Origin of the sequence: Varunaivibrio sulfuroxidans (genome assembly GCF_029318635.1) — a bacterium.
Classification (GTDB): Bacteria; Pseudomonadota; Alphaproteobacteria; order Rhodospirillales; family Magnetovibrionaceae; genus Varunaivibrio; species Varunaivibrio sulfuroxidans.
Window position 1 is genome coordinate 1376814 of record NZ_CP119676.1, and the last position, 16312, is coordinate 1393125.

11 protein-coding genes are annotated in these 16312 nt (G+C 58.8%); 4 read left to right on the forward strand and 7 right to left on the reverse strand.

From position 1 onward, the window contains the following. From P3M64_RS06450 to P3M64_RS06460, 3 genes are all read left to right on the forward strand, one after another. On the forward strand, positions 1-750 hold the full coding sequence (locus P3M64_RS06450) for a 4Fe-4S dicluster domain-containing protein (protein WP_132938685.1): 750 nt from the start codon (positions 1-3) through the stop codon (positions 748-750). 13 nt (positions 751-763) lie between these two features. After that, complete coding sequence (locus tag P3M64_RS06455) at positions 764-1708, forward strand: dimethyl sulfoxide reductase anchor subunit family protein (protein WP_132938684.1); 945 nt, start codon at positions 764-766, stop codon at positions 1706-1708. Between the two features lie 222 nt (positions 1709-1930). Next, positions 1931-2839, forward strand: coding sequence for a DMT family transporter (locus P3M64_RS06460; RefSeq protein ID WP_165886273.1), 909 nt, complete (start codon positions 1931-1933; stop codon positions 2837-2839). A 137-nt stretch (positions 2840-2976) separates the two neighbouring features. On the opposite strand, the gene P3M64_RS06465 is transcribed toward P3M64_RS06460, so the two are convergent. Genes P3M64_RS06465 through P3M64_RS06490 form a run of 6 tightly spaced genes read right to left on the reverse strand, consistent with a single transcriptional unit; the run spans position 2977 to position 13266 of the window. Then, positions 2977-3804 (reverse strand): peptidylprolyl isomerase, encoded by an 828-nt coding sequence (locus tag P3M64_RS06465; protein ID WP_132938682.1) that lies wholly within the window; start codon positions 3802-3804, stop codon positions 2977-2979. Between the two features lie 4 nt (positions 3805-3808). Next, complete coding sequence (gene narI / locus P3M64_RS06470; RefSeq protein WP_132938681.1) at positions 3809-4504, reverse strand: respiratory nitrate reductase subunit gamma; 696 nt, start codon at positions 4502-4504, stop codon at positions 3809-3811. Between the two features lie 14 nt (positions 4505-4518). Then, positions 4519-5250, reverse strand: a complete 732-nt coding sequence (gene narJ / locus P3M64_RS06475; protein ID WP_132938680.1) for a nitrate reductase molybdenum cofactor assembly chaperone — start codon at positions 5248-5250, stop codon at positions 4519-4521. Next, on the reverse strand, positions 5247-6791 hold the full coding sequence (gene narH, locus P3M64_RS06480; protein WP_132938679.1) for a nitrate reductase subunit beta: 1545 nt from the start codon (positions 6789-6791) through the stop codon (positions 5247-5249). Before narH ends, narJ begins: the two co-directional genes overlap by 4 nt. Then, entirely contained in the window at positions 6788-10534 is a 3747-nt protein-coding gene (locus P3M64_RS06485; RefSeq protein ID WP_132938678.1) for a nitrate reductase subunit alpha, read from the reverse strand. The genes narH and P3M64_RS06485 overlap by 4 nt, the downstream gene beginning before the upstream one ends. Next, complete coding sequence (locus P3M64_RS06490; RefSeq protein ID WP_276157067.1) at positions 10531-13266, reverse strand: nitrate/nitrite transporter; 2736 nt, start codon at positions 13264-13266, stop codon at positions 10531-10533. The genes P3M64_RS06485 and P3M64_RS06490 overlap by 4 nt, the downstream gene beginning before the upstream one ends. Positions 13267-13653: 387 nt before the next feature. Between P3M64_RS06490 and P3M64_RS06495 the strand changes: the two genes are divergently transcribed. After that, positions 13654-14352, forward strand: coding sequence for a cyclic nucleotide-binding domain-containing protein (locus P3M64_RS06495; RefSeq protein WP_132938676.1), 699 nt, complete (start codon positions 13654-13656; stop codon positions 14350-14352). A 35-nt stretch (positions 14353-14387) separates the two neighbouring features. Here the strand turns inward: P3M64_RS06495 and P3M64_RS06500 are convergent, their stop codons facing one another. Beyond that, positions 14388-16196 carry a gamma-glutamyltransferase family protein gene (locus P3M64_RS06500; protein ID WP_132938675.1) on the reverse strand — a complete coding sequence of 603 codons (1809 nt, stop codon included), beginning with the start codon at positions 16194-16196 and terminating at the stop codon, positions 14388-14390. Between the last annotated feature and the right edge of the window lie 116 nt (positions 16197-16312).

Genomic DNA, 16312 nt, shown 5'->3' on the forward strand with positions numbered 1-16312 from the left:
ATGACGTCCCTGCCACCCGAAACACAAAAAAAACTCGGCCTCGTCATCGACCTGGACACCTGTGTCGGATGTCACGCCTGCGCCACCAACTGCAAGGAATGGAACACCGGCGGCCATTCCGCCCCGCTGACCGACGTCAACCCCTATAGCCGTGATCCCGACGGGGTATGGTTCAACCGCATCCATAGTTTCGAAATCGATCGCGGCGCGAACGGCGTCGGGATGACGGTCAATTTCCCGCGTTCGTGCCTGCACTGTGAAAAGGCCGCCTGCGTCACCGTATGTCCGACCGGCGCCTCATACAAACGCGCCGAGGACGGCATCGTCCTGGTCAACGACGAAAAATGCATCGGCTGCAAACTGTGCAGTTGGGCATGTCCCTACGGCGCGCGCGAATTCGACGTCACCAAGGGGGTGATGAAAAAATGCACCCTGTGCATCGACCGCATTTATAACGAGAACCTCGATGAAATCGATCGTCAGCCCGCCTGCGTCATCACCTGTCCGGTCGGCGCGCGCCATTTCGGCGACCTCGGCGATCCCGGATCGGAGGTCTCCAAGCTGGTCGTCGCCCGCCATGGCCGCGACCTGATGCCTGAAATGGGCTACAAACCGACCAATAAGTATCTGCCCCCCCGACCGCGCAAGCTCGATCCGGCGTTGCTCGGCGCGCCCTTGGAGCTCAAGCCCCGAAAGACGAAAAAGGGCGAAAAGATTTTGGCCTGGGTAGACAACCTGCTATCGCGATAGGAGAAGCGCACCGATGCATCCCGCATTATCCGTTATATTTTTCACCACGGCGACCGGCGCCGGGTACGGTTTCCTCGCGCTGCTCGGCATTTTCGGGGCCAGCGGACTGCTGCCCTCCGACCGCTGGATGGGGTTGAGCGGCCTGATTGTCGCCCTCGGCCTGATCACCACCGGGCTGCTGTCATCGACCTTCCACCTCGGCCATCCCGAACGGGCGTGGCGGGCGTTCACCCAGTGGCGCTCGTCGTGGCTATCGCGTGAGGGCGTGGCCTCGGTGCTGACCTATATTCCGGCGCTCCTGCTCGGCGTCGGCTGGGTCGTCTTTCAGGATGTCAGCGGATTTTGGGCGGTAATGGGCGTCCTCGCCGCGGTGCTGTCGTGGTTGACGGTGGCGTGCACGGCGATGATCTACCGTTCGCTGCGTCCGATCCACCAATGGCACAACGACTTCACCGTGCCCAGCTATATCGTTCTCAGCCTGATGAGCGGGGCGGTCCTGATGTCGGCCCTGACCAAGCTGTTTTCCATCGACAACGGTTACATCCAAGGCCTGACCGTGATCACTCTGGCGATCGGTTGGGCGCTGAAAAGCGCTTACTGGAACTTCAACAAAAAATCGAAGGGCTTGCCCACCGTCAATTCCGCCATCGGGGTCGATGCCGGACGGGTCAACGTGCTGGAGGCGCCGCATACTTCGGACAACTACTTGCTCAAGGAGATGGGCTTTAAGGTGGCGCGCAAACACGCCGAGAGACTACGTCTTCTCTCCCACGTCATGGGGTTCGCCCTGCCTTTGCTGTTTTCCCTGATCGCCCTGTTCACCACCGGCGCGACGGCGGTGATCGCCAGTGTGCTGGCGTGGGCCTTGTGCTCGCTGGGAATTTTAGTGGAACGTTGGCTGTTTTTCGCCGAGGCGAAGCACTCGGTGACCTTGTATTACGGCGAGCAAACGGTCTAGTGGATCGACTCCGACGTTTCGCTCCCGCGAACCATCGGGCCGACCACTATCTATCTTTTTGTTGCAGTTTGATTTCTTCACACATTTGTGTCCAATTGCATCGGACTCAAATGTTAAACTCAAACCACTAGGGTCAGGACCTCTTAATCTTCCCGAGAAACGCCTCCCCGGACGGAAAAGCCCCCCACCGAACCGTGCCGCCGAACCATGAACGGAGCTTACATGCGTGAAACGTCATCCGCCGCCGTCCGCCGGGGGGGGATCCTTCTTGCCTGCGCGATTTTTCTGTGGGGGATGAACTGGCCGATTATGAAAATCGGCATCGGCTATATTCATCCGCTATGGTTCGCCGCGATCCGGGTCCTGCTGGGGGCGCTCACCCTTTTTACCTTTCTCGCTTTTCGCGGTGGAAACATTCTGCCAAATCGGCGTGAACTACCGATTTTACTGAGCGTCGGCGGCTTGCAAATCGGACTCGGCATGGCCTTGATCCACAGTGCGCTGCTGTATGTCGATGCGGGAAGATCGGCGATCATCGCCTATACCATGGCGCTGTGGGCGGCCCCCATGGCCGCCTGGGCCCTTGGGGAAAAATTAACCGTGGCCAAGGGGGCCGGATTGCTCATGGGGATCGTGGGGTTGCTGTTTCTGCTCAACCCGCTGACGTTTCCATGGGGCTGGAACACGGCGACGCTGGGCAACGTCCTGCTGCTTCTGGCCGCCGTTTCGTGGGCTATCGCCATCGTCCATGTGCGCGCCCACACATGGATACGCGGGCACCTGCAACTGTTGCCCTGGCAACTTTTGCTTGGCGGCGTTTTGATCTCCATCACCGCCCTGACCTTGGACGGCCCGCCGCACATTACGCCGTCGTGGACCTTGGGGGCGATTTTACTGTTTAACGGCCCACTGGCCACGGCGTTGGCGTTTTGGGCGTTTCTCGCCGCGGCGCGCGCGCTGACATCGAACGCCACGGCGATGGGATCGCTGGCGGTGCCGGTGGTCGGCTTCGCCGCGTCGCACCTGTTGCTGGGCGAACCGTTGAGCGCTTCGACCCTGGGCGGATTGGGTTTCATCGTCGGTGGCATTTTCCTCGCCACCATCGGCGGATTCAAGCGGCGGCGGACTTAATGACTTAATCCACGACGCGACGGCCCCCCCAAAAAAACAAAGGCCCTTGGGCGCTGGGCGTCCGGGGCCTTTGTTCGACGGCGCGCATCAAGGGCGAACTGCGCGCCGTCATCGTCTTTCATCGTTGCGCCGCGCGCTTAACGCACCAGCACGGAGTCCAAATCACCGAAGTCGAGCCCCCGAATGTCCGCTTTCGCCGCGAGAACTTGCACATACTGCGCTGCGCCGCGCCGCCAACTGGCCTCACTCAAGTACGATGCTATTCGTTCCCTGACGGCGTCGAAAGGCAACGTTTTCCCTTCGTCTTTGCGTTCGAGGCGCAGGACATGGACGCCAAAGCGGCTTTTCAGCGGCTCCGGGTACAGCTCTCCCGCCTCAAGACTCAGCAACGCCTTTTCGAACTCCGGCGCGGTATCTCCGTGCGTAATTTGTCCCAGGACACCACCGTCCTTGCCCGACGGACACGCCGATTGGGCGCGCGCCAAACGGGAAAATTCTCCGGGGTCGTCCCGTAAAATATCGAGACACCGCGATGCGTCTTCCTCCGCCTTGCGATAGGCCTCAGGGTCGTCGGGAGACGCCGTAAACAAGATATGCGCCGGTTCGAAGATATCCGCGCCGCGAAACCGCGACAGATTGGCGTGATAAAAGCGCCGACAACTTTCTTCGTCGGGGGTCGGCGTTTTGATTTCCCGTTCCAAAAGAACGCGATAGCGCGCCTCTTCGATATCTTCGTGCTTGCCCGGCGCGATTTCCATGGGAACCGCGGAAATTTCAAGTTTTTCCGCCTCCTGTTTCAAAAGCTCGCGCACGACAAGCGCCCTGGCCGCCGCAAAATATGCGCCATCGGGATCGGGGTCGGGATGGTTTTGCGCCTCGGCGGCAATCGCCTGGGAGGATATACGCACCCCGTTCACGCTAATCGTTTCCACCGCCGGATCGCCTGGGAGAGAAGTTCTCGCCATCGCCCTATTCTCCCGCTTGGGGGACGCCCCTTTTACGGGTACGCACGATTTGATAGCCCGGCCGCCAAAGATAACGCACCGGCGCGCTTAAGATGTGCACCAAACGCGTGAAAGGGAAGAGCAGGAAAATCGTCAGACCAAGGATAATATGCAGTTTGAAGATTATGTTGACGTCGGCGATGTGATCGGCGGCGGAACGGAACGTTAAAATATGTTGCGCCCAGATCATTAACTTGGTCATCTCCTCGCCGTCCAGATGCTGCGCCGAAACTGCGATCGTGCTCAAACCTAGCACCAATTGGAGCAATAAAATCAATATAATGGCGGTGTCGGCAAAAGAAGATGTCGCCTTTATTCTAGGATCGTTCAGGCGCCGGTGCGCCAACATCCCGCCGCCGATCAACGCCAGCACTCCGGCGACTCCGCCCACGCTCATCGCCAAGATTTGCTTCGCCTCGTGGCTGATTCCCAGGGCGCTAATCAGGGCGAGCGGGGTTAATAGACCGAACAGATGGCCGAAGAAAATGGTCAACACGCCGATGTGGAACAAAACCGAACCCACCATCAACTGCTTGCGACGCAACAGTTGGCTGGAGCTGGATTTCCATGTGTACGGTTCGCGGTCGTAGCGGATGATCGAACCCACGGCAAGAACCGACAGGGCGATGTAGGGGTAAATCCCAAAAAAGAAAGTGTTCATATCGAGAAGCCTCCTTAACGCCCGGCAGGGGCGGACGCGGGGGGAATAGGACGTTCGTTACGAGATGAGGGTGACGGCGCGGCCATCTCGCTCAACATATCGCGGGCGACGGGGCAACCTTGCTCGGCGTCGGGACCGAAAGTCACGGCGCTCTCCTCCCAAACTTTATCGAGCGCCGCGAGATCGCCCGGATCGTCGTCCTCGCCATCCAGCAAAGCCGCGACGGCGGGGGCGTCGTCCTCGGCCCCGGCCAGGAACACCAGGGCGTTGAAAACGTCGCCATAACCGCTTTTTCGTTTTTCCAGACGGACCTTGAGGGCCGCCAGAACGTGCCCCGCCTCGCCCAAAAGTCGGGCGGCTTCCGGCTTCTCCAACGTCGCCAGGAACTCAAGGAAGAGCGGCAAGTAATCCGGAAGCTCTTTCGCGCTTGGCGTCAGGCCGTGTTCTTCGTAAGTGCGCAAAAGATCGATCATCGCCTGTCCGCGTTCACGGCTTTCGCCGTGCACGTGCTCGAACAAGTTCAACGACAACGAACGGGTGCGATCGAAAAGCCAGACATAGCGTTCCTGGAGTTCGTAGAGGTCGCTGGACGCCGTCTCTCGAATAAACGTCTCCAAGGGTTCAAGATAGGCGCTCGGCAGTAATTTTTCCCGCCTTAGGACCTCGGAGAACGGGGCTATCGCGTCCAAAAGGTCCTTTTGAGGATACGACAACAGCGCCGATAAAACCTTATACGTGTCGATCATTCCGCGGCCTCCCCTGGGGATAAAGCCTCGGTCGGCGCGGTGAATTTCTTTTTCTTGGCGCCGAACAATCCCTTGTCGTTCATTCCCGTCGAACATCCGTTACCGGCGCTAAACCCGCAGCCGCCGCGGATGTCGTAGGCATCCTCGGCTTCTTCGCGGTGCGCGGTGGGGATGACGAAGCGATCCTCGTAATTGGCGATCGACATCAACTGGAACATCTCTTCGATTTGAAGCGCGCTTAGGCCGACCCGCGCCGCGATATCCTCGTCGATTACGCCGTCAACGGTCTTGGCGCGCATGTAGCCACGCATGGCGAGCATTTTCTCCAACGCCTCGGCGACCGGCTTTTCATCCCCCGCGGTAAGCATGTTGGCCAAATACCGCACCGGAATGCGCAAGGAACGCACATCGGGCATCTCCCCGTCATGGCCGATTAGGCCCGCTTCCGCCGCCGCTTGGATCGGCGACAATGGAGGGATATACCACACCATCGGCAGGGTGCGGTACTCGGGGTGCAAGGGGAAGGCGATTTTCCATTCCATCGCCATCTTCCATATCGGCGAGTTTTGCGCGCCTTTAATCCAATCCTCGTTGATCCCTTCGGCGCGCGCCGCCGCGATGACCTCGGGATCGTTGGGGTCGAGGAAGATATCGAGTTGGCTTTGATAAAGGTCTTTTTCATCGAGCGTCGAGGCGGCGTCGGAAATTTTGTCGGCGTCGTAAAGTAGAACGCCCAAATAGCGAATGCGCCCGACGCAGGTTTCCGAACACACCGTGGGCTGGCCCGATTCGATGCGCGGATAGCAAAAAATGCACTTTTCCGATTTTCCGGTTTGCCAGTTGTAATAGATTTTCTTGTACGGACAGCCCGAAACGCACATCCGCCAGCCTCGGCACTTGTCCTGATCGATCAGGACGATGCCGTCTTCTTCCCGCTTATAGATCGAGCCGGACGGACACGATGCGACGCACGCCGGGTTCAGGCAATGTTCGCAAAGCCGAGGCAGATACATCATGAAGGTATTTTCGAATTCGCCGTAGATTTGCTTTTCGATCCCGTCGAAATTGTAATCTTTCGAGCGTTTGGAAAATTCGCCGCCCAGGATTTCCTCCCAGTTGGGTCCCCATTCGATTTTTTCCATGCGCGCGCCGGTCAGTTTCGAACGCGGTCGGGCGGTGGGAAACGCCGTCATTTCCGGGGCGTTTTGCAAGTGCCCGTAATCGAAATCGAACGGTTCGTAGTAATCGTCGATCTCGGGCAAGTCGGGGTTGGCGAAAATGTTCGCCAAAACCCGCCAACGGGCCCCAATTTTCGGGTGCAATTTTCCCGCCTTGGTGCGGGTCCAGCCGCCGTTCCAGCGCTTCTGGTTCTCCCAATCCTTAGGAAAGCCGATCCCCGGCTTGGTCTCGACATTGTTGAACCAGGCGTATTCGACGCCGTCGCGGCTGGTCCAGACGTTCTTGCAGGTCACCGAACAGGTATGGCACCCGATGCATTTGTCCAGGTTCAGCACCATGGCGATTTGTGCGCGAACTTTCATTGTGCGGCCTCCTTTTCGGCGCCTGCCGGGCGATCGAGCCAATCGACCTTATCCAGCTTGCGGACGATGACGAATTCATCGCGATTCGAACCGACGGTTCCGTGGTAATTGAAGCCGTAGGACAACTGGGCGTACCCGCCGATCATGTGCGTCGGCTTTAAAACGGTGCGGGTGACCGAATTGTGGATGCCGCCGCGCTCGCCGGTGATCGCAGAGCCCGGAACGTTGACGATTTTTTCCTGAGCGTGATACATGAACACCGTGCCGTCCTTGATCCGTTGCGACACCACCGCGCGGGCGACGAGCGCGCCGTTGGCGTTGTAGGCCTCGATCCAGTCGTTATCGGCGATGCCCACGCTGGCGGCGTCGGTTTCCGATATCCAGACTACGGGTCCGCCCCGATTGAGGGTGAGCATCAACAGGTTGTCGGAATACGTCGAATGAATGCCCCATTTTTGGTGCGGGGTAATGAAATTCAGCACGATCTGCCGCGAGTTCCCTCCTTTGGAGAGAATTTTCGGCCGGATCGTTTTCAGATCGACCGGCGGGCGATAGACGCAAAATCCTTCGCCGAACGCGCGCATCCACAAATGATCTTGATAAAGCTGCTGGCGTCCGCTCAAGGTGCGCCACGGGATCAGTTCGTGCACGTTGGTATAGCCCGCGTTATAGCAAACGGTCTCGCTTTCGATCCCCGACCATGTGGGCGAGGATATAATTTTTCGTGGTTGCGCGGCGACGTCGCGAAAGCGAATTTTCTCGTCTTCCTTGGCGCGCGCCAAGTGCGCATGCTCGCGTCCGGTATTTTCCGACAGCGCGTCCCACGCCTTGACCGCGACCTCGCCGTTGGTCTCCGGGGCGAGCATCAAGATCACCTCGGTGGCGTCGATATCTTCTTCGATCTTCGCCAAGCCCCGGCTCACGCCTTCTTCGGTGACGACCCCGTTGAGGGCTTTGAGTTCTTCGATCTCGTGTTTGGTGTCCCAGGAAATGCCCTTGCCGCCGTTGCCCAACTTTTCCATCAGCGGGCCGACGGAACTGTATTTCTTGGCGAGGTTGGGATAATCCCGCTCGACCACCGCGATTTGAGGCATGGTGCGGCCGGGAACCGGATCGCATTCGCCGCGTTTCCAATCCTTGACGTCCATCGCCTGGGCGATTTCTCCCGGAGTATCGTGCAAAACGGGCGTCAGGACCACATCTTGTTCGACGCCCAAAACCTCGGAAGAGACATCGGAAAATTTCTCGGCGATGGTCTTGAAGATTTGCCAATCCGAGCGCGATTCCCATGCCGGATCGACCGCCGCCTGAAGCGGATGGATAAACGGGTGCATGTCCGAGGTATTGAGATCGTTTTTCTCGTACCACGTCGCCGTCGGCAGGACGATGTCGGAATACACCGCCGTTGTGGACATGCGGAAATCCAGGGTCACCAGCAGGTCGAGCTTGCCCTCCGGAGCTTGCTCGCGCCAAACCGCCTCTTGCGGTTTAACGCCGCCTTCCTCGCCCAGGTCCTGGCCCAGAACGCCGTGTTGAGCGCCCAGCAAATGTTTCAGGAAATACTCGTGCCCCTTGCCCGACGAACCCAACAGGTTGGACCGCCAAACAAACAAGTTACGCGGCCAGTTGATCGGATTGTCGGGATCTTCGCACGACATTTTCAAGTCGCCCGATTTCAGTTTGCCCACGACATAATCCTTGACGTCCACGCCCTCGCTTTCGGCTTCTCTGGCGATGTCCAGCGGATTGGTTTCCAACTGCGGGGCGGACGGTAGCCAGCCCATGCGCTCGGCGCGGATGTTATAGTCGATCAAAGAACCGTCCCACGGCCCTTCGGGCGCCGTCGGCGAGATGATTTCGTCAATACCAAGCTGCTCGTAGCGCCATTGGTCGGTGTGGGCGTACCACGCCGAGGTGGCGTTCATCTGGCGCGGCGGGCGCGACCAGTCGAGGGCGAAGGCCAGGGGCTGCCATCCGGTCTGCGGGCGCAGCTTTTCCTGCCCGACGTAGTGGCTCCACCCGCCGCCCGATTTACCGATGCACCCGCACATCACCAGCATGTTGATGATGCCACGGTAATTCATATCCATGTGGTACCAGTGGTTCAATCCCGCCCCCAGGATCACCATGGACTTGCCTTCGGTTTTTTCCGCGTTGAGGGCGAATTCCCGCGCCACGGTCACGATCGATTGCGCCGGCACGCCGGTAATTCGCTCCGCCCATGCCGGCGTGTAGGGAATATCCTCGTCGAACGACTTGGCCGCCCAATCGCCGCCGAGACCGCGATCCAAGCCGTAGTTGGCGCAGAACAGGTCGAACACGGTGGCGACGAGCATGTCACCTTCCTTGCCCGTTATCCGTTTCGCCGGAACATTACGGGGTAAGACACTGGGGTGATCGGTCCCCTCGAAGTGATCGTGTTCACGATTGCCGAAATAAGGGAAGGCGACGGCGACCACCTGGTCGTGATCGTCTTTGTCGATCAAGGTCTTCTTCAGGCTGATATCCCTGCCGGAGGAATCCCTTTCCTCAAGGTTCCATTTTCCTTTTTCGCCCCAACGGAAGCCGACCGAACCCACCGGCGCCACCAAATCGCCGCTTAAGGCATCGACGGCGACGGTTTTCCATTCCGGGTTGTTGGCCTCGCCCAGGTCGCCTTGGAGATCGGCGGCGCGAACAATCCGTTCGGGGATCAGCGCGCCGTCCTTCTCGACCAGGCGCACCAGCATCGTCATGTCGGTATACTTGCGGCAATAATCCTCGAAATACGCGACTTGGCGATCGAGATGGAACTCCCGCAAAATAACGTGGCCCAGCGCCATCGCCAGGGCGCTGTCGGTGCCTTGCTTGGGGTGCAGCCACAGATCGGAGAATTTCGCGGCTTCGGAATAGTCGGGCGTGACCACCACCGATTTCGTGCCCCGGTAACGCGCCTCGGAATAAAAATGCGCGTCGGGGGTGCGGGTTTGCGGAACGTTGGAGCCCCACAAAATCAAAAATCCGGCGTTGTACCAATCCGCCGATTCGGGCACATCGGTCTGCTCGCCCCAGGTCTGCGGACTGGACGGCGGCAGATCGCAGTACCAGTCGTAGAAGCTCATGCACACGCCACCCAACAGCGACAGGTATCGCGCGCCGGCGGCATAGGAAATCATCGACATCGCCGGGATCGGCGAAAACCCGAAAACCCGGTCCGGCCCGTACGTTTTTGCGGTATAGGCGTTGGCCGCGGCGATAATTTCCGCCGCTTCATCCCAGGTGGCGCGGACGAAACCGCCGTTGCCGCGCGCCTGAACGTACTCCGCGCGCAGGATCGGATCGTCCTGCAACGTCTTCCACGCCGCCACCGGGGCGTGCTTGGAACGCAGCCTCCGATAGGCCTTCAGGAGTTTCGCGCGCACCATCGGATACTTGGCGCGATTGCCCGAGTAGAGATACCAACTGTAGCTGGCCCCGCGCCCGCAACCTCGCGGTTCGTGGTTGGGCATGTCCGGACGGGTGCGCGGGTAGTCGGTCTGTTGGGTTTCCCAGGTGACTATTCCGCTTTTGACGTAAATCTTCCAACTGCACGAGCCGGTGCAATTCACACCGTGGGTGGAGCGCACGATTTTATCGTGACGCCAACGCCCCCGGTAGGCCTCTTCCCAGGAGCGGTCCTCGCCGGTGGTTTCGCCGTGTCCCGCGGAGAACGTCTCCGTTTTCTTGGATGTGAAGAAATTTAGTCTATCGAGCAAAAGGCTCATGTTCTAACTCCAGTTTGGCCGGCTTGCGTGGCGGATTCCAAGGGCGTGCGCCCGCGTTCGATATCGTACAGAAGTCCCCCCGGGCGCGAATAAATCCACCAGGTCACCACGGCGCAAATCACGTAAAACCCCATGAAAGCCCACAGCGCGGCGGACGGCCCGCCGGTCAGGGAAATTGAAGTGCCGTAGCCCTTCGGGATAAAGAACGCGCCGTACGCCGCGATCGCCGAACTGAAGGCGATGATCGCCGCCGATTCTCTCTCGGCGTGCTTGCGCTGCTGATCGGCCCCCAAAGTCGGCATCAGGCGGGATATCTCGCGCCCCATGATGATTGGGATCATCTGGAAGGTCGATGCGTTGCCCACGCCGGTGGCGAAAAACAGCACCAGGAACATCGCGAAGAAGCCCCAAAATGCCCCCGGTTGTTCCTTAATCGACAGGAAAAACAGGACCCCGCCGACCGCGACGATCATGCTGAGAAATGTCCAAAAGGTTACCCGGGCGCCGCCCCAACGGTCGGAAACCCACCCCGTGGCGGCGCGCGACAATGCGCCGACCAAGGGACCGAGAAAGGCGTACTTCAGCACGTTAACGTCGGGAAACTGCAACTTCGCCAACAGGGGAAAGCCCGCCGAGTACCCGATGAAACTGCCGAACGTTCCCGTATAGAGCAGGCACATGACCCAGTTGTGTTTGCGCTGAAAAATGACGGCCTGTTCCTTAAAGGACGCCTTGGCCGAGGAGATGTCGTTCATCCCCAACCACGCGGCGACGGTCGCCACGATCAAAAACGGCACCCAGATGAACCCCGCGTTTTGCAGCCACAGTTGCTCCCCTCCCGACAGCGTCACGGGTTTGCCCCCAATCGCGCCGAAAACACTGGTGGTGATCGCCAACGGCACCAAGAACTGCATCACACTGACGCCCAGATTGCCCAATCCGGCGTTCAACGCCAACGCATTGCCCTTTTGCGCCTTGGGAAAGAAGAAGCTGATATTGGCCATCGACGAAGCGAAGTTTCCGCCGCCAAAACCGCACAACAACGCCAGCACCAGAAAGATCAAATATGGTGTGTCCGGATTTTGCACCGCATAGCCGATCCCCAGCGCCGGGATCAGCAGCGAGGCCGTGGAAATCGTGGTCCACAACCGCCCGCCGAAGATCGGCACCATGAAGCTGTAAAAAATCCGCATCGTCGCCCCCGACAGCCCCGGTAGGGCGGCCAACCAGAACAACTGGTTCGTGGTATAGGCGAAGCCCATCGCCGGCAACTTGGCGACTACGACCGACCACACCAGCCAAACCGAAAAGGCCAGCAGTAAGCACGGAATGGAGATCCACAAGTTGCGCTGAGCGATGGCGCGACCCTTCTTCTCCCAGAAACCGACGTCTTCGGGGTGCCATTCTTCGAGGACATGCGCTTTTTTACCGTGCACCTTGGGATCGTGGCGCGCGCTCAATTCCGGGAAATCGGGCAGGTCATCCAGGGCGACTTGGGTATTCTCGCGTTCCATCGTCCGGATCGAAAAGTGCATCCACAGCAAGGAAACCAGAACGATGCCGAACAGTAAGGCGAAACTACTGGTCCACACTCCGCTCAAATCGAGGAGAACACCGAACGCGATCGGTAGAACAAAACCGCCCAAACCGCCGATCATGCCGACCAAACCGCCGACCGCCCCGACGTGATCGGGATAGTAATCGGGGATATGCTTGTACACCGCCGCCTTACCCAGCGACATGAAAAAGCCTAAGACGAAGACCGTCAAAACAAAAGGCGTCAGCCCCATTTGGGTGGAAAAATGGATCGGCCCGCGAATACCGTGCACGATGTAATCCACCTTCGGGTACGCCAGCATGAACAGGCAAACCAACGAAAAACCGAACGCCCAATACATTACGGTGCGCGCCCCACGCTGATCGGACAAGTGCCCGCCATAAGCGCGAAAGATACTGGCGGGGATCGAAAAGAAGGCCGCCAAAACACCGGCGGTGCGAATATCCAAGCCGTAGACGCCGATCAAATAGCGCGGCAGCCACAACGACAACGCCACGAAGCCGCCGAATACGAAGAAGTAATACAACGAGAAGCGCCAGACTTGCTGGTTCTTCAATGGGGCGAACTGTTCGGCGAGCGACACCGGTTTTTCATGATGGGCACGCTGGGCGACGTGTTCGGGATCGTCCTTGGCGAACACGTAAAACAGAACCGCGATGGCCACCAAAACCAGGGCGTAAATCCGCGCCGTTCCCTGCCAGCCATAGGCGACGACTAAAAAAGGAGCGCCGAAGTTGGTCACCGCGGCGCCGACATTGCCGACCCCAAAAATACCCAGCGCCGTGCCTTGACGTTCAGTTTCGTACCAACGTGAAACATAGGCCACGCCAATGATGAACGAACCGCCCGCCAAGCCGAGCCCCAGCGCAGCGAGAAGGAAGACGGGATAGGTATGCACCGACGCCAAAAGCCAGGTCGCGAACGCGGTGGTCAACATCTGGATCGTGAAGATGAGGCGCCCGCCGTAACGCTCGGTCAAGACGCCGAGAAATATTCGGCTGACCGATCCGGTCAGGACCGGCGTTGCCACCAGTAGGCCGAATTGAGTTTCCGACAGACCCAGATCTTGTTTAATCCGTACGCCGATGATCGAAAAAATCGTCCACACGGCGAAGCAGACCGCGAATGAAAATGTGCTTAATGACAACGCCCGGCGTTGCAACGCTGGGGTCACGCCCGTCAACCTATGCAAAATCGTCGCCTCCAATTGTGCTCGAAGAGCTTGGGTTAGCTTGAAGAGATAAAGCTAGGGAGTCCAGCGTCCTTTCGTAATTGACTTAAATCAATTTATCCAAACAAGCCCTTAAAAATAAAAGGTTAAATGATAAATTTAATTTTCCAAAAAAAGAACAATCAACTGAACCGCCAGACAACCGCAGGATCGTTATGAATAATTTTCAATTTCATGTTTGATATTTATCAATTCTTGGTGCATGAAAATAAGAGTCCCTACGGAAAAAGTGGAAATCCGGCCTTCGGCCATATGAATGCCTCCCTCGCCCTAAGAAGCAAAAAGACACAACCGCCCGACATCCCAGATATCCCCACCGACGGAGGTCTCATGCGATCCGAAGAACTCACAAAAGTTCGCGCCCTCGATCTTTTTGCCGACATGAAGGAGGAAACCTTCGATGTCATGATGGCGATGGCTTATTTTCAAGCATTCCCTCCGCACCTTCACCTAATTACCGAGGGCGACCCCTCCGATTTTCTGCATGTGGTCGTTGACGGCGCCGTCGAAATGTTCGCCCACGCCAATGACCGGGAAACGACGATTTACGTGGTTCGACCCTATTCGACCTTCATCCTCGCCGCATCCGCCCTCGACGCCCCCTACCTGATGTCCGCGCGCACCATCGAAAAATCGCATATCCTTATGATTCCCTCCGTCGATGTGCGCGCCGCCATGCACGCTTGCACGGCGTTTTCTCACGCCATCATGGCCGAACTGGCCAGTTGTTATCGCGGCGTCATCAAGAACACCAAGAACCTGAAGCTGCGCAACGCGACCGAGCGGCTCGCCAACTATTTGTTGTACTGCAATGAAACCCAGGGCGGCCATGGCGTCGTCACCATCGATATCGAAAAACGCATACTGGCGTCGATACTGGGCATGTCCCCGGAAAACCAATCACGCGCCTTCAGCGCCCTGAAAGGGCATGGCGTCGAGGTTTCCGGAAACAAGGTCCGCCTGACCAATATCGCGCGCCTGAAACGGCTCGCCAAGCCGTCTCCCCTGCTTGACGATCCCGGTTTTTGACACGGTCGGTTTTCCTCGACCGACCGCGCAGCGAATTAACGGCCGACGGCGTAACCTTGCATGAAACGCGGATTGGCCCCCGCCTTCAAAAGATCGCCATCCTTGATCGCACCGGTCATCCGCCCCAAGGTCCAATCGCCGTCAACCTCCAAGTTATGGCCGCGGGCCCGCAGGGCGTCCCGGGTCGCCGCGGGGAAACGCCCCTCGATCACTAGGTGTCCCGGATTGCATTCACGCGGATAGAACGAATTTGGGAAATGGGTGGTGTTGAAGCCGGGCGCGTCGATCGCCTCTTGTAGGTTGAGACCGAAATGGACGTGGCGCAAAAACATATGCAGCGACCATTGGTCCTGCTGATCGCCGCCGGGGGTGCCGAAGGCCATATAGGGGACGCCGTCGCGCAGCGCCAAAGACGGCGTGAGCGTGGTGCGGGGGCGAGCGCCGGGAATCAGGCGGGTCTGCGACGACGGGTCGAGCCAGAACATCTGCGCCCGATTCGATAGGCAAAAACCCAGTTCGGGAATAATCGGCGAGCTTTGCAGCCAGCCCCCGCTGGGCGTGGCGCTGACCATATTTCCCCATCGATCGATGATATCGAAATGACAGGTGTCGCCTCGGGTTCCACCGTCTTCGCTGGGCCGAGGTTCGTCGAAACGCGCGACCGTGGGTTCTCCAATATCGTATTTTCCGCCGCTTTGCGTCGATTGTCCCTTCAGACGCACGATGACCTTGCCGCCATAACCCGCCACCGTTCCCGGTCGAATTTCAAAGGAGGCTTCCTCTCCGATCAGGGCGCGCCGTTGATCGTTGTAGGTGTCGCTTAATAAGACATCCATCGGCACGTCGATAAAATTGGGATCGCCGTAAAAGGCTTCCCGATCGGCGAACGCCAGTTTCGCGCTCTCGGTAACCACATGGACGAAATCCGGCGACAGTTCATCCATCGCGGAAAAATCGATCCCCTTAAGCAACGCCAACTGCTGGAGAAAAACCGGCCCCTGCCCCCACGGCCCGCTCTTGCACACCGTATAACCATGGTAATCGAACGTCACCGGATCTTCGACGGACGCTTCCCATGCGGCGATGTCGGCGCCGTTAAGCAGGCCAAAATGGGCGCGTCCCGAAGTGTCCATAGCCTGGGTCGTTCGGCAGAAACGGTCGATCGCCTCGGCGACGAAGCCTTGCCGCCAGACCTTGCGCGCCGCCTCGATTTGCCCTTCTCGACGAGACGAGGCGTCCTCGGCCTCGCGGACGATACGTGCGTACATGTCGGCCATGGCGCGATTGCGAAACAAAGCCCCCGCCTTGGGGACCCGGCCATCGGGCAAATAAATTTGCGCGGATGTTTTCCAATGATCCTCGAACAATTCCTGAACCGCAGCGATCGTTTTGGGAATATTGGGCGCCATGGGGTAGCCGGCGCGGGCGTAGCCGATAGCGTATTCGAGAATATCGCCAAGACGCATCGTGCCGTAATCGCGCAGCAGTCTTAGCCAGGCGTCGAACGCGCCGGGCACGACGGCGGCGAGGAGGCCGCTGCCGGGCACGACGTCCAGCCCCAAATCGCGATAGGTTTCGATCGTGGCCGCCGCGGGGGCCACGCCCTGACCGCAGATCACTTTGACCGGACCGTCGTTCGGGGCCGCGATTATGGGCGCCTCGCCGCCCGGCCCATTGAGATGCGGTTCCACAACCTGCAGAACGAAGCCGGTCGCCACGGCGGCGTCGAACGCATTGCCGCCGCGTTCCAAAACCGCCATGCCGACCGCCGAAGCCAGCCAGTGCGTCGTCGCGACGACGCCGAAGGTCCCCAGAATTTCGGGGCGGGTGGTAAAGCGCGTCATGTCTTTTTCCTTTTATGTTTTGGTTATCGCATCTCTTCGAAATTTATGTCCATGCGAAAAGTGGGGGGACGCCGGATCTTGACGCGCCGTTCAAAAGCGTGAGCCAGTGACGTGAG

Excerpts from the sequence above, each read along its gene's own strand:
- P3M64_RS06450 (WP_132938685.1), top strand. The coding sequence starts at position 1 with ATGACGTCCCTGCCACCCGAAACACAAAAAAAACTCGGCCTCGTCATC.
- P3M64_RS06455 (WP_132938684.1), top strand. The coding sequence starts at position 764 with ATGCATCCCGCATTATCCGTTATATTTTTCACCACGGCGACCGGCGCC.
- P3M64_RS06460 (WP_165886273.1), top strand. The coding sequence starts at position 1,931 with ATGCGTGAAACGTCATCCGCCGCCGTCCGCCGGGGGGGGATCCTTCTT.
- P3M64_RS06465 (WP_132938682.1), bottom strand. The coding sequence starts at position 3,804 with ATGGCGAGAACTTCTCTCCCAGGCGATCCGGCGGTGGAAACGATTAGC.
- narI (WP_132938681.1), bottom strand. The coding sequence starts at position 4,504 with ATGAACACTTTCTTTTTTGGGATTTACCCCTACATCGCCCTGTCGGTT.
- narJ (WP_132938680.1), bottom strand. The coding sequence starts at position 5,250 with ATGATCGACACGTATAAGGTTTTATCGGCGCTGTTGTCGTATCCTCAA.
- narH (WP_132938679.1), bottom strand. The coding sequence starts at position 6,791 with ATGAAAGTTCGCGCACAAATCGCCATGGTGCTGAACCTGGACAAATGC.
- P3M64_RS06485 (WP_132938678.1), bottom strand. The coding sequence starts at position 10,534 with ATGAGCCTTTTGCTCGATAGACTAAATTTCTTCACATCCAAGAAAACG.
- P3M64_RS06495 (WP_132938676.1), top strand. The coding sequence starts at position 13,654 with ATGCGATCCGAAGAACTCACAAAAGTTCGCGCCCTCGATCTTTTTGCC.
- P3M64_RS06500 (WP_132938675.1), bottom strand. The coding sequence starts at position 16,196 with ATGACGCGCTTTACCACCCGCCCCGAAATTCTGGGGACCTTCGGCGTC.